The organism is Rubellimicrobium roseum (genome assembly GCF_006152145.1).
GTDB classification, from domain to species: domain Bacteria; phylum Pseudomonadota; class Alphaproteobacteria; order Rhodobacterales; family Rhodobacteraceae; genus Rubellimicrobium; species Rubellimicrobium roseum.
In genome coordinates, this window is record NZ_VDFV01000028.1 from 16,507 (window position 1) to 36,921 (window position 20,415).

General features: G+C 68.7%; 18 protein-coding genes. 11 read left to right on the forward strand and 7 right to left on the reverse strand.

The genetic code is table 11. The annotated features are described in order from the left end of the window. Nucleotides 1–58: 58 nt before the first annotated feature. Genes FHG71_RS15525 through argE form a run of 4 tightly spaced genes read left to right on the forward strand, consistent with a single transcriptional unit; the run spans nt 59 to nt 5,600 of the window. A complete protein-coding gene (locus FHG71_RS15525; protein ID WP_139082616.1) occupies nt 59–829 on the forward strand; it encodes a nitrilase-related carbon-nitrogen hydrolase in 771 nt (256 codons plus the stop codon). Continuing rightward, nucleotides 816–2,909, forward strand: a complete 2,094-nt coding sequence (locus FHG71_RS15530) for an oxidoreductase (protein ID WP_139082617.1) — start codon at nt 816–818, stop codon at nt 2,907–2,909. Before FHG71_RS15525 ends, FHG71_RS15530 begins: the two co-directional genes overlap by 14 nt. A 15-nt stretch (nt 2,910–2,924) precedes the next feature. Beyond that, on the forward strand, nt 2,925–4,421 hold the full coding sequence (locus FHG71_RS15535) for an aldehyde dehydrogenase (protein WP_139082618.1): 1,497 nt from the start codon (nt 2,925–2,927) through the stop codon (nt 4,419–4,421). Nucleotides 4,422–4,424: 3 nt separating this feature from the next. After that, nucleotides 4,425–5,600 (forward strand): acetylornithine deacetylase, encoded by a 1,176-nt coding sequence (argE, locus tag FHG71_RS15540; protein WP_139082619.1) that lies wholly within the window; start codon nt 4,425–4,427, stop codon nt 5,598–5,600. Between the two features lie 154 nt (nt 5,601–5,754). Here the strand turns inward: argE and FHG71_RS15545 are convergent, their stop codons facing one another. The 5 genes from FHG71_RS15545 to FHG71_RS15565 all read right to left on the reverse strand — a co-directional run bounded on the left by FHG71_RS15545 (nt 5,755) and on the right by FHG71_RS15565 (nt 10,339). Continuing rightward, nucleotides 5,755–6,684, reverse strand: a complete 930-nt coding sequence (locus FHG71_RS15545) for a LysR family transcriptional regulator (RefSeq protein ID WP_139082620.1) — start codon at nt 6,682–6,684, stop codon at nt 5,755–5,757. 39 nt (nt 6,685–6,723) lie between these two features. Beyond that, nucleotides 6,724–7,398, reverse strand: a complete 675-nt coding sequence (locus FHG71_RS15550) for a DUF1028 domain-containing protein (RefSeq protein ID WP_139082621.1) — start codon at nt 7,396–7,398, stop codon at nt 6,724–6,726. Nucleotides 7,399–7,402: 4 nt separating this feature from the next. Then, a complete protein-coding gene (locus FHG71_RS15555) occupies nt 7,403–7,816 on the reverse strand; it encodes a RidA family protein (protein WP_139082622.1) in 414 nt (137 codons plus the stop codon). A gap of 16 nt (nt 7,817–7,832) precedes the next feature. Continuing rightward, nucleotides 7,833–9,077, reverse strand: a complete 1,245-nt coding sequence (locus tag FHG71_RS15560) for a flavin-containing monooxygenase (protein WP_139082623.1) — start codon at nt 9,075–9,077, stop codon at nt 7,833–7,835. Nucleotides 9,078–9,475: 398 nt separating this feature from the next. Further along, on the reverse strand, nt 9,476–10,339 hold the full coding sequence (locus FHG71_RS15565; protein WP_139082624.1) for a MurR/RpiR family transcriptional regulator: 864 nt from the start codon (nt 10,337–10,339) through the stop codon (nt 9,476–9,478). 131 nt (nt 10,340–10,470) lie between these two features. On the opposite strand from FHG71_RS15565, the gene FHG71_RS15570 reads away from it, so the two are divergent. Genes FHG71_RS15570 through FHG71_RS15590 form a run of 5 tightly spaced genes read left to right on the forward strand, consistent with a single transcriptional unit; the run spans nt 10,471 to nt 15,406 of the window. Continuing rightward, nucleotides 10,471–11,496, forward strand: a complete 1,026-nt coding sequence (locus FHG71_RS15570) for a polyamine ABC transporter substrate-binding protein (RefSeq protein ID WP_139082625.1) — start codon at nt 10,471–10,473, stop codon at nt 11,494–11,496. Nucleotides 11,497–11,545: 49 nt separating this feature from the next. Further along, nucleotides 11,546–12,616 (forward strand): ABC transporter ATP-binding protein, encoded by a 1,071-nt coding sequence (locus tag FHG71_RS15575; RefSeq protein ID WP_139082626.1) that lies wholly within the window; start codon nt 11,546–11,548, stop codon nt 12,614–12,616. Beyond that, nucleotides 12,616–13,494: an ABC transporter permease gene (locus FHG71_RS15580; protein ID WP_139082627.1), complete on the forward strand. Its 879-nt coding sequence runs from the start codon at nt 12,616–12,618 to the stop codon at nt 13,492–13,494. Before FHG71_RS15575 ends, FHG71_RS15580 begins: the two co-directional genes overlap by 1 nt. Nucleotides 13,495–13,497: 3 nt before the next feature. Then, complete coding sequence (locus tag FHG71_RS15585) at nt 13,498–14,334, forward strand: ABC transporter permease (RefSeq protein WP_139082628.1); 837 nt, start codon at nt 13,498–13,500, stop codon at nt 14,332–14,334. Between the two features lies 1 nt (nt 14,335). Continuing rightward, nucleotides 14,336–15,406 (forward strand): DmpA family aminopeptidase, encoded by a 1,071-nt coding sequence (locus FHG71_RS15590; RefSeq protein ID WP_139082629.1) that lies wholly within the window; start codon nt 14,336–14,338, stop codon nt 15,404–15,406. A 412-nt stretch (nt 15,407–15,818) separates the two neighbouring features. Here FHG71_RS15590 and FHG71_RS15595 read toward each other — a convergent pair whose 3' ends face one another. Together FHG71_RS15595 and FHG71_RS15600 are read right to left on the reverse strand one after the other, a co-directional pair. Continuing rightward, entirely contained in the window at nt 15,819–16,835 is a 1,017-nt protein-coding gene (locus FHG71_RS15595) for a substrate-binding domain-containing protein (RefSeq protein WP_139082630.1), read from the reverse strand. Nucleotides 16,836–16,848: 13 nt separating this feature from the next. Then, nucleotides 16,849–18,210, reverse strand: coding sequence for an ROK family protein (locus tag FHG71_RS15600; protein ID WP_139082631.1), 1,362 nt, complete (start codon nt 18,208–18,210; stop codon nt 16,849–16,851). A 173-nt stretch (nt 18,211–18,383) separates the two neighbouring features. Here FHG71_RS15600 and FHG71_RS15605 point away from each other — a divergent pair, with 173 nt between their 5' ends. Together FHG71_RS15605 and FHG71_RS15610 are read left to right on the forward strand one after the other, a co-directional pair. Continuing rightward, nucleotides 18,384–19,196, forward strand: a complete 813-nt coding sequence (locus FHG71_RS15605) for a sugar phosphate isomerase/epimerase family protein (protein WP_139082632.1) — start codon at nt 18,384–18,386, stop codon at nt 19,194–19,196. A 49-nt stretch (nt 19,197–19,245) separates the two neighbouring features. After that, entirely contained in the window at nt 19,246–20,364 is a 1,119-nt protein-coding gene (locus FHG71_RS15610; protein WP_218014110.1) for a substrate-binding domain-containing protein, read from the forward strand. The last annotated feature ends 51 nt before the right edge of the window (nt 20,365–20,415 follow it).

Here is a 20,415-nt window from a genome sequence, read left to right on the forward strand (position 1 = left end):
GGTCCCGGCGCTCTCTGATGCCACAACGGCAGGGGCTTCGACCCTCGATGGAGGATTCATGAAGATCGCCATCTGGCAGGACCGCTCCCCCTTGGGCGACACGGAGGCCGCGCTCGGTCGCCTGACCTCGGCCCTTGCCGCGGCGGGGGCCATGGGGGCCGCCACCCTTGTCGCGCCCGAGGTCTATTTTCCCGGCTACAACCAGCCCGACATCCCGGCCGCCGCCCTGGCCCGTGACGCGGCCGCGATCCGACGCCTGTCCGACGCCTGCCGTTCCGCGTGCTGCGGCCTCGTCGTAGGCTATGCCGAACGCGACGGCGACCGTCTCTGCAACAGCGCCCTCGCCCTCGACGCCCAAGGGCGCGAGGTCGCCAACTACCGCAAGATTCAGCTTTATGGCGCCCGCGAGAAGACGATTTATGCGCCGGGCGAGGGCTATGCCACGTTCGACCTCGGCGGCGTCCGCGCGGCGCTGCTCATCTGCTACGACGTGGAGTTCGCGCCCCACATCGCGGAGCTCGCGGCGCGCGGGGCGCAGGTCATTCTTGTCCCCACGGCGAACATGCACCCCTTCGTCCACGTCGTCCGCCACACCGTCCCGGCCATGGCTGCAAACCACGGGGTCACTATCGCATATGCCAACTTCTGCGGCGACGAAGGAGACCTCCGCTACACCGGCGGGTCGCTCATCGTCGGACCGCACGGGGAGATCCTGGCCCAGGCGGGCGAGACTCCGGCGCTCCTCGTGGCCGAGATCCCCGATGCCGACCTGTCGCGCCTGTCCACCCAGGCCGCTGATCTAAGGAGAATGCCCGATGCCCAAGGATAGCCGCGACACCCGCTACGACATCCTGTTCGAGCCGATCCGCATCGGCCCGAAGGTCGCGAAGAACCGCTTCTACCAGGTGCCCCACTGCAACGGGGGCGGCTACCGCGACCCCTCCGCCGTGGCCGAGATGCGCCGGACCAAGGCCGAGGGCGGCTGGGGCGTCATTTTCACCGAGCAGACCGAGATCCACCCCACCTCGGAGATCACCCCCTTCATCGAGCAGCACCTTTGGGAGGATCGCGACATTCCCGCTCTCGCGCGGATGGCCGACGCGATGAAGAGCCACGGGGCGCTGGCCGGGGTCCAGCTGGCCTATTCTGGTGTCAACGGACCCAACCTTTACTCGCGCGAGGTGCCCTTGGCCGTGAGCGGCGGACCGATCCTCACCTTCACCGCCGATCCCGTGCAGGCGCGCACCATCGACCGGGAGGACATCCGCGACATCCGCCGCTGGTTCCGCAACGCTGTCCGCCGGAGCCAGACCGCCGGTTTCGACCTCGTCTGCTTCTACGGGGCGCACGGCTTCGGCATCCTCCAGCACTTCCTGTCCCGCGCCACCAATCAGCGGACAGACGAATACGGCGGCTCGCTCGAGAACCGGGCGCGCTTCCTGCGCGAAATCGTCGAGGACGCCCGGGAGGAGACTAAGGGCGCGCTGGCCGTTACGCTTCGCCTCTCCCTGCACGAGGCTGGCGCGATGGGCTTCTCCAACGCCGAGCTTCGAGACTTCATCGAGATGCACGGGGACCTTCCAGACCTTTGGGACCTCGCCCACGGCACCTGGGAGCAATGCTCCGGAACGTCGCGCTTCAAGCCCGAGGCCGCGCAAGAAGATCTGGTCCGCGGGATCAAGGCTCTTACCACGCGGCCAGTCGTGGGAGTGGGCCGCTTCACCAGTGCCGACGAGATGGTGCGGCAGGTCCGCTCCGGCGTGCTCGACTTCATCGGCGCGGCACGGCCCTCCATCGCGGACCCGTTCCTTCCCCGAAAGATCGAGGAGGGCCGCTTCGATGACATCCGCGAATGCATCGGCTGCAACATCTGCGTCAGTGGCGATATGACGGGCGGCATCTCGCGCTGTACGCAGAACACCGCCTTCATGGAGGAATGGCGAAAAGGCTGGCACCCTGACCGCGTGCGGCCCAAGGGTGTGTCCGAAACCGTGCTTGTCGTAGGCGCGGGTCCCACGGGGCTGGAAGCGGCCATGCAACTGGGACGGCGCGGCTACCGTGTGACACTGGCCGAGGCCTCCTCAGCCTTGGGCGGACGGGTGGCGCGCGAGCGGCGGCTGCCTGGACTGTCCGCCTGGGGCCGCGTGGCCGACTACCGGACGGGCCAGATCACGCCCATGCCGAATGTGGAGATCTACCTCGAAAGCGCGCTCACACCCGAGGACGTGCTGTCCCTGGGCTGCGAGCACGTCGCCATCGCTACGGGCGCGGAATGGCGGCGCGATGCGGTCGCGCGGTTTCACCTCGCCCCCATCCCGACCGACCCGGCCCTACCGGTCTACACGCCCGACGACCTCATGGCGGGGCAGGGACCTACCGGCGGGCGGGTGATGCTGTATGACGACGACCATTTCTACATGGGCTCGGTTTTGGCCGAGATGCTGGTTGCGCGGGGCTGCGCGGTCGATTTCGTCACGCCGGCGGCCATCGTCGCGGACTGGACGCGCAACACGCTGGAGCAGCCGACGATCCAGCGCCGTCTTTTGGAGATCGGCGTGACGCTGCACCTGTCGAGGGCCCCGCTGTCCGTCGGCCCCGACCGGGCGATCTTGGCCTGCACTTATACGGGGAGCGAGAGCGTCCTGGCTGCCGACGCGGTGGTCATGGTCACCTCGCGGCTGCCCAAGGACGGCCTCTACCATGCGGTGCGGGCGCTCGACTGGCCGGGGGCCGGGATTCGAAGCGTGAAGCTGATCGGCGATGCCGCCGCGCCCGGGCCCATCGCCTGGGCCACTTACGCGGGCCGCCGCTACGCCGAGGAGCTCGACGAGCCGGATCGTGGCGACGCGCTGTCGTTCCGGCGCGAGATCGCGGAACTGCTGCCCCACGTGCCCCTCACCCCGGCCTGACCCAAGGAGGTTCCGATGCTCGACCATTCTCACGACTCGTGGAAGGCCAAGGCCCAGGCGCTCCGCTTCCGCCATCGGGCCTTCATCGGAGGTCGCTTCGTTGATGCAGCAGGGGGCGGCACCTTCGACAGCATCAACCCGGCCACCGGCGAGGTGCTGGCCCAGGTCGCTGCCTGCGAGGCGGAGGACGTTGACCGGGCGGTGGTCGCCGCGCGCCGGGCCTTCGACTCCGGCGTCTGGTCTCGCGCCGCGCCGTCCCACCGCAAGGGGGTCCTGCTGAGGCTCGCCGGGCTGATCCGCGACAACCTCGAGGAGCTGGCCCTGCTCGACTCGCTCGATATGGGCAAACTGGTGAAGGATGCGGCGACCATCGACGTGCCCGGATCGGCTGGCATCTTCCAGTGGTATGCCGAAGCCATCGACAAGCTTTACGACGAGGTCGCGCCGACGGGGCAGGGAGACCTCGCGCTCGTGCGGCGGGTGCCCCTGGGGGTCGTGGGGGCGGTGGTGCCCTGGAATTTCCCCCTCGACATGGCGACCTGGAAATGCGCGCCGGCGCTCGCCGCCGGGAACTCGGTCGTGCTCAAGCCCGCGGAGCAGTCGCCCCTGTCGGCATTGCGTCTGGCGGAGCTGGCCGCCGAGGCCGGTGTGCCGGAGGGCGTGCTGAACGTCGTGCCGGGACTCGGCGCGACCGCCGGCCGGGCGCTGGGCCTCCATGGGGACGTGGACTGCCTCGCCTTCACGGGGTCCACCGCCACCGGCAAGCTCTTCATGCAGTATTCGGGCCAGTCCAACCTCAAGCCGGTCTGGCCCGAGACGGGGGGCAAGAGCCCGAACCTCGTCTTCGCGGATTGCGACAACCTCGACCGGGCCGCGGACATGGCGGCCTTCGGGATCTTCTTCAACCAGGGTGAGGTCTGCTCGGCCAACTCGCGGCTCTACGTGGAGCGATCCATCCGCGACGCCTTCGTCGAGAAGTTGGTGGAGCGCGCAGAGGCGGCCCAGCCCGGCGATCCGCTCGACCCCGCCTCGCGCATGGGCGCCATCGTGGACGAGCGGCAGACCCGGAAAATTATGAGCTTCATCGAGGGAGGCCGCGCGACGGCGCGCCTCGTGACCGGGGGGGAGCGGGTGAGCGTGGATGGCCGCGGCTGCTTCGTCGCTCCCACGATCTTCGAGGATGTGCGCCCCGACGACCCACTGGCGCGGGAGGAGATCTTCGGGCCGGTGCTGGCCGTGGTCCCTTTCGACACGGAGGAGGAGGCCGTGCGGATGGCGAACGACTCGCTCTATGGCCTCGCTGCTTCGGTCTGGACCGATGACCTGGGCCGCGCGCTGCGGGTGTCAGATGCGCTGCATGCAGGCACCGTATCCGTGAACACGGTGGATGCCCTTTCGGTGGGGACACCCTTCGGTGGCATGAAGCAGTCGGGCTTCGGGCGGGACCTGTCGTTGCATTCGCTCGACAAATACACCGCGCTCAAGACGGTCTGGATCAAGTACGGCGCGTGAAAAATGGACAGCCTCGACATCCTCGCCCGGCTTTTGGCGCATGACAGCGTGAGCCGGAATCCGAACCGCGCCCTGGTGGACGAGGTGGCGGCACTCCTGCGCGGGGCGGGGCTAGATCCGGTGATCCTGCCCGATGCCTCGGGCGGCAAGGCGAGCCTCTTCGTGACGGTCGGCCCCGCCGACCGCGCCGGGGTCATGCTGTCGGGGCACACCGATGTCGTCCCTGTGGAGGGGCAGGCCTGGACCGTACCACCCTTCGCGCTCACCCGGCGGGATGGGCGCCTCTACGGACGCGGGACCGCGGACATGAAGGGCTTCGTCGCCTGCGCGCTGCGGGCCGTGCTGGACGCCGCGCATCGCCCCTTGCGCACGCCCCTGCACCTCGCGCTGTCCTATGACGAGGAGCTGGGCTGTCTCGGCGTGGGCTCCCTGATCGGGATGCTCTCCCAGGCCCCGCAGCGCCCCCTCCTCTGCATTGTGGGGGAGCCCACGTCCATGCAGGTTGCCACCGGGCACAAGGGCAAGATCGCGCTTCGGGCCACCTGCACGGGGCGAGAGGCGCATTCCGCCCTCGCCCCGCTCGGCCTCAACGCCATCCACCTCGCGGCCGATCTCCTGTCCCGGCTCCGCGCGTTGCAGGAGCGGCTGGAGCGCGAGGGGTCGAGGGACGCCGACTACGACGTGCCCTACACGACCGTACATGCGGGCCGCATCGACGGGGGCGTCGCGCTCAACATCGTGCCGAACCGCTGCATTCTGGACTTCGAGATTCGCAACGTGGTGGAAGACGACCTCTCCGCGCTCGTAGCCGATCTGCGCGCAGAGGCCGCAACCATCGCCCAGGCAGCTCGCACCCACGCGCCGGAGGCCAGCATCGCGATCGAGGAGCTGTTCTCCTATCCGGGCCTGGGGACGCCCACGGATGCCGGGGCCGTGCGCTTCGTGCAGTCGCTCACGGGTGCCAACGGGACGATCAAGGTGGCCTTCGGGACCGAGGGCGGGCTCTTCTCCGAGCGGCTGGGCGTGCCCACGGTGATCTGCGGCCCGGGCTCCATGGCACAGGGGCACAAGCCCGACGAATACGCCACCGAGGAACAGATCGCCCGCTGCGACGCCATGCTTTCGCGGCTGCTTGATCGGTTGGAGGCCGGGCTCGACCAGATACCGGACGCCGCCTGAGGCGGAGCCGGGCCGGGGCAGGCGAGGCCTGGGTGCCGACACGGCAATGGCGGACATGGCGGGCGGCGAGGTCTTGGCAGGAGGCCTGACGATGTGCGGCATTCCTTCCGTTATGGCACGGAATTTTTGGATGGCAGGTTAACGGCCCCACCGATCAGTCCGTCCGGACGCCCGGAATCGACGTCGGGGTGACGAGCGCGCGGCAATGGGCCTCGAAGGCGTCGGTGACGCGGGTGGGGCGAATCCCCTGGAGCCGCGCCATCCCGAGGCGAAGCGCGCGGGGCCCCCCCGAGAGCGGGCGGTAGACCAGCGGCTTGCCGTCCGGCGCGAGCTCGGATGCCGGCCGGACGTTCACCAGAAGGAAGCCGAAGCCGTTGGCGACCATGGACCGCGCAAGCGCCATGTCCCGCGTGCGCTCCGCGATGCGGGGAGCGAGGCCCTCTGGTCCGAAGGCCGAGAGGAAATAGGCGGTGCTTCCGGGCAGATCGAGCAGAATCATCGGGTGGTCGGCGAGGTCGGCGGGCGTCACGGCGGGGCGACGGACCAGCGGGTGGTCGGGGGGCAGCGCGACATGGGGCGGGATGGGGGCGAGGGGCTCGAACCCGATGCCGGGCGGCACGTCGAGGTCGTAAGTCAAGCAAAGGTCGAGGGTGCCTTGCCGCAGTCCCTCCATGAGGCCCGCGTGGTCGCCCTCCACCTGCCGGACCTCGACCTCGGGGTGCTGGAGTTCGAAGCGGGCGCGCAGTTCAGGCAGGACCAGGGCAGAGAAGCTGGACAGGCAGCCGATGGACAGGGGGCCCGACACGCTGGAGCGCAGGTCGGCGGCGAGGACCACGACCCGTTCGGCCTGTCGGAGCGCGTCGCGAGCTGCCCCGACGATCCGGTGCCCCCCGGGCGTGAGCGCCAGGCCATGCGCGTGGCGCCTGTGGAAAAGTTGGACGCCGAGCTCGGCCTCGAGTTGGGCGACGGCGGTCGAGATCGACGGGGCTGAGATGTGGAGCCGCTGGGCCGCCTGGGCGATCGATCCTTCCTCGCCTACGGCGACGAGGTATTCCAGTTGGCGGAGGGTGACTCGGAGGGCCATGGCCCCGGTTGTCCCGCGAAGCGCGGCGGGGCTCAAGCCTCAGGGATCGCCGGGAACGCCATAGGAGGGAGACGCGGAGGGGTCGAGCGCCCGCTGGACATAGGCGCCCATCTGCGGACGGTACACGGCCCAGGCTGTGCCAAGGGCGGCGATGGGGTCATCCTCCGTCCAGTCAATGCGGAGGTCGGCCAGGGGCCAGGGCTGGTCGTCGACGAGGAGGAGCCCCGCGGAATGGACCGGCCCGGCCTCGCCGCCTGAATCCCGTCCGGCCGTTAGGGCCACCATCAGCCGGTCCCCTAGATGGCCTTGTGAGCCGTCGAAGGCGTCGAGCATGGCCTGGGGGACGCCCTCGTGGGACAGGAGGTTCCCGCCTGCCACCGCGTCCCGTCCCCTCGCCTCGGACCAGAGGCCGAGCGCGTGGACTCCCGAATGGATGGCCGGGGGGCCGTCGGTGCCGACCGCGAGAACCTGCCGCCACTCCATCGCTGCGCCGCCGCGCCTCAGGATCACGACGGCCTCCTCGGCGGTGGCGCCCTTCGCCATGAGGTCGAGGGCGCGCGGGCCGAGGCGAGGGTCGGTAACGTTCTGGCTGGCGACCGCGCCCACGCCGGCGCGGGCATGGGCGCATCGGGCCGCGACCGCGGGGGAGGAGGACGAGATCACCATCCCGAACATAACGGTGCGGGCGCAGCGCGCGACAAGGGAGAAGGTCATGACCCTAGTCCGGGATCACGGCGGTGGCGTCGATCTCCACCAGCCAGTTCGGGCGCGCCAGCGCCACCACGACGAGGCCCGTGGAGACGTAATGGATGCCGGGCAGCATCTCGCCTAAGGTCCGGTAGACCGGCTCGCGGTGGCGCACGTCGGTCAGGTAGATCACGAGCTTGCAGATGTGCTCGGGCTTCGCGCCGGCTTCGGAGAGGAGCTGGAGGATGTTGTCCACCGCCTTGCGCGTCTGTTCGGCCGGATCGTGGCTGTCGATGTCGCGCCCGGTGTCGAGGTCCTGCGGGCACTGGCCGCGCAGGAACACGGTCGTCCCCCGCGCCACCACGGCATGAGCGAGGTCGTTGGACAGGCGTTGTTCAGGGTAGGTGTCGCGGGTGTTGAAGGGGCGGATCCGGGTATGGGCCAAGGGGTCCTCGTGACGGTCAGGCGGTGAGCGGCGCGGGCGCGCGGGCGGCGATGCGATCGGCAATCTCGCCCGCGTCCCGCCAAGCGCCCCAGATGAAAGCGGAGCCGCGGCAGGTCAGCCAGGGGAGGCCCACGAACCAGAGCCCCGGCTGGGGGGAGGCGCCGCGGTCGTGGACGGGCCTGCCGGCCGCGTCGAAGGTGCCGGCCTTGAGCCAGCCGAAGTCGAAGGCGTAGCCGGTGGCCCAGATGATGGAGTGGATGCCGGCCGCCTGGAGGTCGAGGTCGAGGATCGGCTGGGACAGGCAGGCCGGGTCGGGAAAGGTGCGGCGCGCCTCGGCGTCCTCGGGGAGGTCGAGGCCGTGACGCGCGGCATGGGCGTCGGCTTCGTCGAGGACCGACAGGTAGTTCGCGTCGCCCCTCGCGATGTTAACCGCTAAGTCGGGGGCGAGGCGGAGGCGCCCGTCCGAGAAGCCCTCGGCGCGGCCGAGGAGGGTGATGCCCTCGTTTCCGAGGCGGCGGAAATCGATGGTCTCTCCTCCGCGGGCGCCGGAGACGGCGATGGTGACATGCTCTGTCCCGGGGGTGCGGGCTCGGGCGTCCCACTTGCCGAGAGCGCCGAGCCACCATGTGAAGTCGCGGCCCCGGTAGCGGCGGGGCGGACGGTCGTGGGGGCCTACGCAGAGATGGACGGCCCGGCCGGCGCGGTTCAGCTCGTCGGCGATCTGGGTGCCCGACGAGCCGGCGCCGACCACGAGGACGCCGCCTGCGGGGAGCTGGTCCGGGTTCCGGTAGGCAGCGGAGTGTATCTGAAATGGAACGGCGTCGCGCGGGACGAAGTCTGGCACGATGGGCCGCTGGAAGGGACCGGTGGCCGCCACAAGGTTTCGCACCTCGATAGGTCCCGCGGTCGTCTCGATGCGGAAACCCGCGCCCGAGGGCAGGGGACGTGCCTCGGTCACCTCGACGCCGCAGTGGATCGGGGCGGCGATGCGTGCGGCGAAGCATTCGAAGTAGGCGACGATCTGGTCCTTGGAGGCGAAAGCGTCGGGATCGAGGCCGTCGAACTCTTGCGCGGGGAAGCGATCGTGCCAGGCGGGGCCATTCGCCACGAGGGAGTCCCAGCGCTCCGACCGCCACCGTTCCGCTATCCGCTGCCGTTCCAAGACGAGGTGGGGCCGTTCGAGCCGGCCCAGATGCGCGCTCACGGCCAGACCGGCCTGACCGGCCCCGATGATGAGGGTCTCGACCTCTTCCACTGACATCCTGCCCCCTCAGCCATTGAGCCGAGCCCACCGCATTCGGGCCGACTCCGAACGCCAGTCTAGCGAAGCGACAGTTGGCGCGAAAATAGGATATGGCTTCGCCCCGGTTAGGCGCGCCCTAGGATCGGTGCTGTCCGACATCAGACGACCCGAGCCGGCGAGGATCCTGCCCCGATCTCCGGCGAGACGAGGAAAGAGAGCACCGAAGGCCAGCCGCGCGCGGGAGATCGGGCGCAAGCGGCGCCACGGCTGGGACCGCGGCTTTACCCCGCAGGAGGATGGCGTCTCCTCGATGCCAGATTCCGCGACGGCAAGCCGGGCGCTGGGCCCACACGCACCTTCTTCCGGCGCGGGCAAGAAGTCGCGGGCGGGGTCTGTCGAGGTCCTGCCGCTGACCGTCAGAACAGGTCGAGGTTTCGCAGAACCTCTGGCCAGCGGTCCAGCCTCTCGCGCGTTCGTTCCGGATCCCTCCCTGCCACGGAATGGGTGATGAGATTGAGCAGCGTGGCGAGAGGCCCCGTGCTTTCGAGAAAGGTCCCTACTTTCGTGGGGGCAAAAAAGACCAGCGGAGTGTGCCGCGCGGCCCACGTGTTGAGTTCGTCCGTCACGACGACGGCAGACATGCCCGCCTGCCGGGCCATCTGGACGATAGGCTCAGCCTGTCGGGCATAGGGAATGGTGTCGACCAGCAGCAGACAGTTCCGGGGCGCATGGCCTGGCGGGTGGATCCACTCGGCCAGGCCCGTATCGTGAGGCGAGACGAAGCGCACCGACGGCCGGACGATCGAGAGGCGCCGGGCGAAGTCCTCGGCCAGGCCCCGAACGGTCTGGAACCCTGTGACGAAGACATCGGACGCGCCCTCGAGGGCCAGGACAGCGTCGGTCCATTCCGGCCGGGCGATCTGCGAACCCAAGCCCAGCACCGCCTCGGCGTCCCGCTTGATCAGCGTCCCGATCTCCCCCTCCAGCAGGCGCAGGGTGCGTCCCACAGCGTCGAGGTGCAGGTTGGCCGCCGAGGCCTGGAGGTCTGTCTTTAGGGCGGGCAGTCCCTTGTAGCCCAGGCGGCGGAAGAACCGGCTCACCGTAATGGGGCTCACGCCCGTCTTGGCGGCGATGCTCGCTCCGGTTTCGAGGCCGATCGTGCCCTCGTTCAAGATGAGCCACTGCGCGATGGCTGCCTCTGATTTGGTCAGTTCTGGTCGAACTGCCCTGAGACGGGCAGAGAAGGAGGACTCCGGAGCCTTGGCGACCGAGCTGCTCATGCCATCTTTACATCATCATAGGGTGATTGTTAGCGTTCTGTCATTGGACCTAACACGGCCCGGACCTTCGCGCCAAGGTGGAACCGCCCCGAGCAGAGGGCGGCCACTGCTGAACCAATGGGGATGACACCATGATCGCACGATTGGCTGGACTCGCCTTTCTGGCCTCCACCACGGCGCTTGCGGCGCAGGACGCCGGCACGCTCGCGCTCTACAACTGGGGCGACTACATCAACCCCGAGGTCCTCCAGCGCTTCACGGAAGAGACGGGGATCGAGGTGACGCTGGACACCTACTCCTCGAACGAGGAGATGCTGGCCAAGATCCAGGCGGGCGCCACTGGCTACGACATCGTCTTCCCGTCCGTCCACATGCAGGACATCATGCTCCAGCTCGGCCTGCTGGAGCGGACGGGCATCAACGAGAGCCCGAGCTTCGCCAATATCGACCCGGCCTTCCTGCGCTCGTCCCAGGACCCCAACGGCGAGTACTGCCTGCCCTATGCCTGGGGAACGGTGGGCATCTACTACAACGAGGACGTGACCGGACCCATCGCCGGCTGGGAGGATTTCTTCGCCATCCCCGAGCGGACCGGCGGCAAGATCAGCCTGCTCGACGACATGCGCGAGGTCATGGCGATCGGCCTCATCATGACCGGCGCCTCGGTCAACTCGGCCGACCCGGCCGAGATCCAGGCCGCAACCGACTACATCCTGTCCCACAAGGAAGACGTGACCGCCTTCACCTACGAGAGCATGGCGCTGATGTCCTCGGGGGATCTGGCTGCGGCGCATTTCTTCGTGGGCGGCAACGTGTTCTTCACCGAGACGCCGAACATCAAGTACGTCATCCCCGCCGAGGGCGGCACGATGTACCAGGAGAACATCTGCGTCCTCGCCTCGGCGCCGAACAAGGAGGCGGCCATGCGCTTCCTCGAGTTCTACCTCCAGCCCGAGATCGCGGCCCTGAACGTGGCGCAGCAGTTCAACGGCACGCCCAACGTCCCCGCCAACGAGCTCACGCCGGAGTTCATCCAAGGGAACCCCAACATCAACGTGCCCCCCGAGACGATGGAACGTCTCCAGATATTCGAGGACCTGGGTGCCGCGCTGCGCGCCTATGACCGCGCCTGGAATACCATCCGGACTGTGCAGTGAGACAGAGGAGGGCGGCCTTGGAAGGCCGCCCGTGCGACCGGGGGCTTCGATGACGGCACTTCTCGAGATCCGCGGGGCGCGGCGGCGCTTCGCCACGCCCGAAGGGGGCCATATCGCCGCTCTCGACGGCGTAGACCTTGATGTCGGGGGCAACGAGTTCGTCACGCTCCTGGGCCCATCCGGCTGCGGCAAGACCACGCTTCTTCGCGCCATCAGCGGCTTCGAGCAGCTCGATGGGGGCTCCGTCCGGCTCGATGGCGCGGATCTCGGAGCGCTGCCGCCCTTCCGGCGGCCTTTGAACACGGTATTCCAGAGCTATGCCCTGTTCGGGCACATGACGGTGGCGCGGAACGTGGGCTACGCACTCGAGGTCCGGGGCGTGGACCGCGCGACCTACGAGCGGGAGGTGGGCCAAGCGCTGGAGAAGGTCGGCCTGTCGGGGATGGGCGCGCGCAAGCCCTCTCAGCTTTCGGGCGGGCAACGGCAGCGGGTGGCCCTGGCACGGGCGATCGTCGCGAAGCCCAGGCTCCTCCTGCTCGACGAACCGCTGTCGGCGCTCGACCGCAACCTGCGCCAGCAGATGCAGCTCGAGCTCAAGGACCTCCAGCACCGCCTGGGCATCGCCTTTGTCTTCGTGACCCACGACCAGGAGGAGGCGCTGACGATGTCCGACCGCGTGGTCCTGATGCGTGCAGGCCGGATCGAGCAGCAGGGCAGCCCCCGCGACATCTACCGCCGCCCTCGCAGCCGCTTCGTGGCCGAGTTCATCGGCGAGACCAACCTTTTCTCCATCACGGTCGAGCGGATCGAAGGCGGGCTCGCGGTCGGGCGCACGGCACAGGGCCTCGCGCTGTGGCTTCCGGCGGCGGGCCTGCGGCCGGGGCAATCGGCCGTGGCCGCGCTCCGGCCGGCCGACTTCACGCTAGAGGACGGCGACATCGCGGGTCAGGTCTCGCGATCGGTCTACTTGGGCTCGGACCTGCACCTCTTCGTCAGGCCCAACGCGGGCGGCCCCGAGATCCGCGTCACCGCGCGCGACCGGGCAGGGGCCCCGGAGGTGGGGACGCCGGTCAGCCTCGGCTACGATCCCGCCGCGGCCCATGTCTTGGAGGAGGCGTGATGGCGGCCCCGCGCGAAAGGATCGTGCTGGCCGTCCTCCTGGCGCCGGCAACGCTGATCCTGGGCGTGTTCTTTCTTCTGCCGCTTCTCATCGTCGCGCTGTTCTCGGTCCTGATGCCTGGGCTTTACGGCGGCGTGGAGTGGGCCTTCTACCATTGGAACTACGGGCGGATCTTCGGCTGGGCCGACGGGCTGATGGAGATCTTCGAGCCCATCTACCTTCAGATCCTGCTGCGCTCGCTTGGCTTTGCGACCCTCACGGTCCTGCTCTGCCTCATCCTCTGCTACCCGGTTGCGTTCTGGATGAGCCGTCTTCCCGAGCGGTGGCGGCTCCTGTTCCTGTTCCTCGTGACGCTGCCCTTCTTCTCGAGCCTGATCGTCCGGCTCTACGCCTGGCTCCTGATCCTGCGGCCCTCGGGCCTCCTCAACCAGGGGCTCCTGGCGCTCGGGGTCGTGGATGCGCCGCTGGATATCCTCTATACGCCGGCCGCAGTCGTGCTGGGCATGGTGTACATCATGGTTCCCTTCATGTTCCTGCCGCTCTTCGCGGCGGTGGACAATCTCGACCGCAGCCTGGTCGAGGCCTCCTTCGACTTGGGCGCGACGCGGGCGCAGACCTTCCGAAAGGTGATCCTGCCACAGACCCTGCCGGGGATCGTCGCGGGCTCGGTGATCGTCTTCATCCCCTCCGTGGGCAACTTCATCGTCCCGGACATCCTGGGCGGGGCCAAGGGCCTGATGATGGGCAACCTGATCGAGCAGCAGTTCCTGTCGGCCCGCAACTGGCCCTTCGGCTCGGCCCTGGCCATGGTCGTCATGTCGGTCGTGCTCATGGTGCTTCTCACCATGGTGGCGCGATCCCGACGGGTGAGGGGCTGAACGATGCAAAGCCGCCTGGGCTGGGCCGTCCTGACGATTGTCGCGGTCCTGTTCTTCGTCTTCATCTACGCGCCCCTCCTTGTCATCGTGGTCACCTCGTTCAACGCCAACCCGGTGAACATGCTGATCTGGGACGGCTTCACGCTCGACTGGTACCGTGGCCTCCTTGGCCTCGGGGAGCGGGCGACCGATGTGAGCAACCGCGCCCTCTACATCGAGAGCACTGACCAGCTCCTCGCAGCAGTTCGGAACTCGCTCACCGTGGCCGCCGCCACGACGGCGATCTCGACCGTTGTAGGGACCGCCACGGCTCTCGCGTTGGCGCGGCACAGGTTTAAGGGCCGAGGGGTCTACAGCGGCGGCCTGCTGCTGCCCATGATGATGCCCGACATCGTGCTGGGGATCGGGCTCCTGATCTTCTTCGTCACGATCGGGATGCAGCTCTCGCTTCTGACGATCATCATCGGGCACTGCACGTTCCTGATCTCCTACGTTTACCTCATCGTCCAGGCACGGCTCGCGGGTCTCGACCCCGCGCTTGAGGAGGCCTCGGCCGATCTGGGAGCCTCGGAATGGACCACCTTCCGGAAGGTGCTCCTTCCGCAGCTCGCGCCGGGGATCCTGGGCGGGGCGCTGCTGGCCTTCGTGATCTCCATGGACGACCTCGTCATCACCTACTTCATCGCAGGGACGGGCAGCACGACCCTTCCCGTATACATCTTCGGGATGATCCGCCGCGGCGTGAAGCCCGAGATCAACGCCATCGCCACGATGATCATCCTGGCCTCGATCCTGATCGCAGCCCTGGGCCTGTGGCTGCGCAGCCGAAAGACCGACTGATATGATGCGTCCCCGCGCCCGCGACCTCGGGCTGCCCTTTCCCGGCGAGCCGGGCCCATTCAACGCCATCACCGACGTCCCGGGCGTGGAGGTTGGATTCTGCACCCTCACGGATCTGTCGCGCCGGATGCGCACGGGCGTGACCGCCGTCCTCCCGCGCGGGAGGTTGCCCGAGCCGCAGCCCGTCTGGGCCGGGCACTACTCGCTCAACGGCAACGGCGAGATGACGGGCACCCACTGGATCGACGACGCCGGCTACTTCATGGGGCCGGTCCTCATCACCAACACGCATGGGGTGGGGGCGGCCCATACCGGCGCTACCCGCTGGATGATCGACACTTATGCCGACTTTTTCCGGAACGGCCATGCCTGGGCCATGCCAGTGGTGGCCGAAACCTATGACGGCGTCCTGAACGACATCAACGCCATGTTCGTCGAGCCGCATCACGCCGTCGCCGCAATCGAGGACGCGCGGACTGGTCCCGTCGCCGAGGGATCGACCGGCGGCGGCAACGGCATGATCGCCTACGAGTTCAAGGGCGGCACCGGGACGGCCTCGCGGCGCGTAGTCATTGGCGGGGAAACCTACACGATCGGCGCGCTCGTGCAGGCCAATCACGGGCTCCGGCCGTGGCTGACGATTCTGGGGCAGCCTGTGGGGCGGCTCATGCCCGAGGGCGCGCTCTACAGCACGGAGATGGGGTCGATCATCGTTCTGCTCGGCACGGACGCGCCGGTGTCGGGCCTTTCACTTCGGGCGCTCGCCAAGCGCTCGGCCATTGGGATCGGCCGGGGTGGCACCCCGGGCGGGAACAATTCGGGCGACATCTTCCTCGCCTTCTCAGTCGCCAATCCCGGCCCGATGCCCCAGCGGGCGGCGGTCCTCCAGGACGTGCGTCATCTCAACGGCGAATACCTCGATCCTTTGTACCTTGCCGGCGTCGAGGCCATCGAGGAAGCCGTGGTCAATGCCCTAGTAGCAGGAGAGGACGTGGAGGCCGTGAAGCCCGCGGGCAGGATTTGCCGTGCCCTTGATGCAGAAGGCTTGGCCAAGCTGTTCACCTCCGCCTGACCTTTAGACGAGGAAGGCTGATCCGACGGTGGGGGCCGAAGTCATTCCTACAATCCTGTTGACTCAGCAGGATTTTCGCCCGATTCCGGTGCGCCTCCAGCGATGTGCCTCAAGGTGTGCGGTACCTTGTGCACTGGTTCAAGCGGCTCTTCTCGGGTGCCCGCGACAGTTCAGTTGCTAGAGACGCCCGCCGCATACGCACGTGCATGGAAGGTAGTCGCCTGATCATGTGATGTCCAGCGTTGCGGGCGAAGGTTCAAATCCTGCCCCCGCAACCATTCGAACCTCTGTAACACCAAGTGGTGAAGGTTCGTTTCTGCTGGTTCGAACGGTGCGGCGGAGCCGAGGCGCGCGACCAGTGTTGCGTCAGCTTATGGCGAACATGCGACGTCTGTCCTGAGTTCGCTCTGGCCTACTTCTTCTCTCGTCGACTAGGCAGAAGTGCTGTTAGGACTTCGGGCGGGGCGGGGCGACGCCACACCGTCTGGAAACTCTCGGCGACATTGGCGCGCGTCACGGGAACGCCGGGCAGGGCTACCCAGTCAGGTGTGAGTTGCCCGAGCATGGCCAGGATCGCCGTCTGCGCCGCGATCACGCCCTGATAATGAGGCTGCTGCGCAGCGACGGCCACGACCGGACCGCCTCGGGCCAAGCTTGCCGCGACGTCTCGTCCCAAGTCGATCGTGGCGACCGGGCCTGACCAGCCATGTCGCGCCAGAGCGGACAGCGCCTCGCGCCCCGGGGTGTCCCAGACGACGAAAAGACCGGCGAGGGACGGATGCGCGGTCCAAAGCGACAGGGCTGTCTCGCCGGCGACCCGGATGGAGCCGAAGCGCGCGGTCCGCAGCGTGACGTCCGGCCGCTCCCGCCGCATCCACCGGCCGAAGGCGAGCTCGCGCTCGTTGGTCGCAAAGAAGTCGGCGTCGTAGCCCAGTACGCCGATCTCAGCGCCCTTGGACAGGTGCGGCGCCAGGAGCTCGGCCGCGATGCGCCCCAAGCCCGAGTTGTCGGCGGAGACCAGGGCCACGTAGTCCTTGCCGGGCAGGAGACCCGTGGGCACGTTGTCGAGGAGGACGAGCGAGATTCCGGCCGCGGATAGCCGCGCATGAGCCGCGGCCACGGCGGCGTTGGCCACGGGCAGGGAGATCACCGCGTCGGGGGCCTCGTGCAGCACGCGGTCGAGGGCGGCGATCTGCGCCTCGGGCGAGAAGCCGCAGTCCACGACCTCGATCACCGCCGTGCCGCAGTCGCCCAAAGTCCCGGCGAGGCCCTGGAGCTGCTGGCGCGCGAAGTCGCTCTCGAGCGTGTGCATGACGATGGCGACGCGGAAGCCCTTCTTCCGGGCCGCGTCGATGTCGGCGGGGGCAAGGGCCACGCGCTGCGGCGGCGAGGCGCGCTCGCCATGGGGGCCGAGACCGGCGATCGACATGGATGTCCTTCCCTCAGGTCCGGTCATTGCGGGGAGCGGCCGGCTTGGCGGGTGCGGGAGGCGGGTCCTCGAGGCGATCGCGCAGCGCCGCGAAGCCCGGGTGGGCCATCGGGCGGCCCTGGAGGACCCAGTCTTTCAGCATCGGTGGGGCGAAGAGGCCTTCCACTGCCACCATTGCAGCCCCCACAAGGCCCGCCGAGCTGCTCATCTGCGACCGCACGATCCGGAGGTCGCGCGTCACCAGAGGATGGGACGCGCCATAGACCGCCTCGCGCACCGCCGCGAGGAGGATATCATTCGACTGGGCCACCGATCCCGAGAGAACGATGATCTCGGGATTGAGGGCGTTGGCCAGGGTCGCCACGACATGGCCGATGAGGCGACCGCTCTGGGAGAGGATCTCCATGGCCGTCCGGTCGCCCATCTGGGCGGCCTGGCTGACCTCGGCGGCACTGAGCGCGCCGTGGCGGCGATGGAGGTCGGCCAGCAGCGTGCTCCGGCCCTCCTCGGCGGCGGCCTGTCCCTCGCGGGCGATCATCTCGGAGCCGGCGAGCGCGTCGAGCGTGCCGGTCCGCTCCCCGGTCTGGACGGGGAGCTGCCCGATCAAACCCGCCGCCCCCATCGCGCCGCGCCAGAGCCGCCCGTCGCAGACGAGCCCGGCCCCGATGCGCTTGCCGACCTTGACGAACAGCATGGCCGTGCAGCCAATCCCGGCGCCACCATGGAGCTCGCCCATCGTCATCGTCTCGACGCTGGAGCGCATCCAGACGGGGGCACCGTAGCGCCGCACGAGGGTCTCCACGAAGAAGGTGCCCTCCCAACCCGGCAGGATCGGCGGCGTCTCGGTGAGGAAGGTCCCTCCGGCCTCGGCGACGGGGGCCGGCACGGAAAGGGAAACCGCCCAGGGAGCGGCGCCCGGCCCGCTCTGGCGCGACAGGATCCAGTCGAAGAGCGAGGTCACGCGGTCGAGGATCGCCGCCGCGGGCTCCGTCAGGTCCACGGGCTCGTGGTGCTCCATGAGGAGGCGGCCGGACAGGTCCGCGATGCCCACACCCAGCGCCGTCTGGTCCAGCGTCGCCACCAGCACGCGCCCCCTGTCCGCCGCGAAGCGGACTAGGCGCGGCGCCCGGCCCCCCGTCGCTGCGCCGAGTTCGCTCTCGTCCACGAGGCCCAGCTCGGTCAGGAGCGCCAAGCGGTCGGCGACGATCGCCCGGCCGAATTCGCCCACCCGCTCGATCTCCTGGCGGGTGGTGGCTTGGCCAGTACGCACGAGATTGAGGATCTCGATCACGCTTCCGCTGGCGGTCTCGGAGCCGCGGGGACGGCCCCGGCCGCGCGAGCGCGTCCCTTCATCCTCACGGTCCAGCGCCTGCATCCGAGCCTCCCTGGTCCGGAAGCGATAAAAGCTTCGCTTCGGTTCTGCAATCTCAAACTTATGTTGAAGATAGGCATAAGGTGGCCGGCATATGCTCCATAAAGGTTGACCTGATCCGATTCGCGACGTAACAACCGTAACAACGGGACAACGAAGCGGGGGGAGGCGCCGAGATGACCGAGTGGAAGCTCGCCTATCATGCGAACTGCTGGGGCGCGCTGGGCGGGAACGCCGTCGGCGTGACCTCGATCACGCAGCTCAGCTATCGCACCTTCGGCGAGATGGACCGCGCCTTCTCGGACATCGCGGCGGCGGGCTACGAGGGCGTCGAGGTCTTCGACGGCAACCTCCTCGACGTGCCAGCTGCCGAGATGCGTCGGCTGCTGTCCGACGCGGGGCTGACCTTGGTCGCCACCTATGCGGGCGGGAATTTCATCTTCGACGACATCCTGCCCGAGGAGCTGGCCCGCGTCACCCGCGCCGCCGACCGTGCGGCCGAGCTCGGCGCGCCGCATCTCGTGGTCGGCGGGGGCGCCAAGCGCTTCGAGGGGACCCGCGACGGTGACTATGCGAAGCTTGGCGCGGCACTCGACCGCGTGAAGGAGATCGCTGAGGTGCGGGGGCTCAGGGCGCACTACCACCCGCATCTCTCGACCATCGTCGAAGGGCCGCAGGAGGTGCACCGCATCTTCGGGCTGACCTCGATCGACTTCTGTCCCGACACCGCGCACCTTGCCGCCGCCGGTGGCGACCCGGCGCGGCTGATCCGCGAGCTGCGCGACCGCATCTCCTATGTGCACCTCAAGGGCTTTCAGAAGGAGCCCTTTGCCTTCACGCCGCTCGACCGCGGCGATGTGCCCACGGGCCCGATCCTCGAGGCGCTGCGCGAGGCGCGTTTCGCGGGCTGGGTCTGCACTGAGCTCGACGCCTGGCCGGATCCGGCCGAGGGGGCGCGGCTCAGCATGGATTACCTGAAGCGGGCCTGACGGCCCAACATCCCCGGCATCGCCGGGTCTCTGGGAGGAGACGACAATGATGAACCGACGCACCCTGCTGGGCGGGGCGGCGCTGCTCGCCCTTGTGCTGGGCGCGCTGCCGGCGGCGGCCGATCCGGCCGAGGCGCTGGCCGCGCTCCAAGACCAGGTCCTGTCCACCGGCCCGAACGGCGAGGAGCCGACCGCCGCCTCCGAGGTGACTCTGACCGACGAGGAGATCGAGCAGATCAAGGGCATGGGCGCCACCGCCGCCATTGTCCTTCACTACGGCGGCAACGACTGGTCGCGCGCCCAGGTCGCGGGCCTTCAGGACCAGTTCGCCAAGATGGGCATCGAGGTTATCGCCGTGACCGATGCGGGCTTCAAACCCGAGACGCAGGTGGCGAACCTCGAGACCGTGATGGCGCAGGCGCCCGACATCATCGTCTCAATCCCGACCGACCCAGTTGCCACCGCCTCTGCCTACCGCGCCGCCGCTGAGGCGGGCGCCAAGCTCGTCTTCATGGACAACGTGCCCCAGGGCTTCACCGCCGGGACGGACTACGTATCCTCGGTCTCGGCCGACAACTACGGCAACGGCGTGGCCGCCGCGCATCTGATGGCGCAGGCGCTGGGCGAGGAGGGCGGCGAGATCGGGGTCATCTACCATGCAGCCGACTTCTTCGTGACGCGCCAGCGCTACGACGCCTTCAAGGCGACGATCGAGGAGAACTATCCCAACATCCAGATCGTCGCCGAGCAGGGGATCGGCGGGCCCGACTTCACGGGCGACGCCGACAAGGCGGCCTCGGCGATGCTGACCTCGAACCCCAACCTCAAGGGCATCTGGGCGGTCTGGGACGTGCCGGCCGAGGGCGTGCTGTCGGCCGCCCGCGCGGCGGGACGGGACGACATCGTGATCACCACAATCGACCTGGGCGAGAACGTCGCGATCTCCATGGCGCAGGGCGGGCCGGTCTACGGGCTCGGTGCGCAGCGGCCCTTCGACCAAGGCGTGACCGAGGCGATCCTCGCGGGCTATGCGCTCCTGGACAAGGAGGCGCCGGCCTTCGTGGCGCTGCCAGCGCTGCCCGTGACCAAGGACAATCTTCTCGAAGCCTGGGAGACCGTCTACCACGCGCCCCCGACCGAGAACGTTACGGCCTCGATGGGTCAGTGATCCCTGCCAGCGGGCGGACATGAACGATCCGCTCGCTCCCCTTCCCCTTCC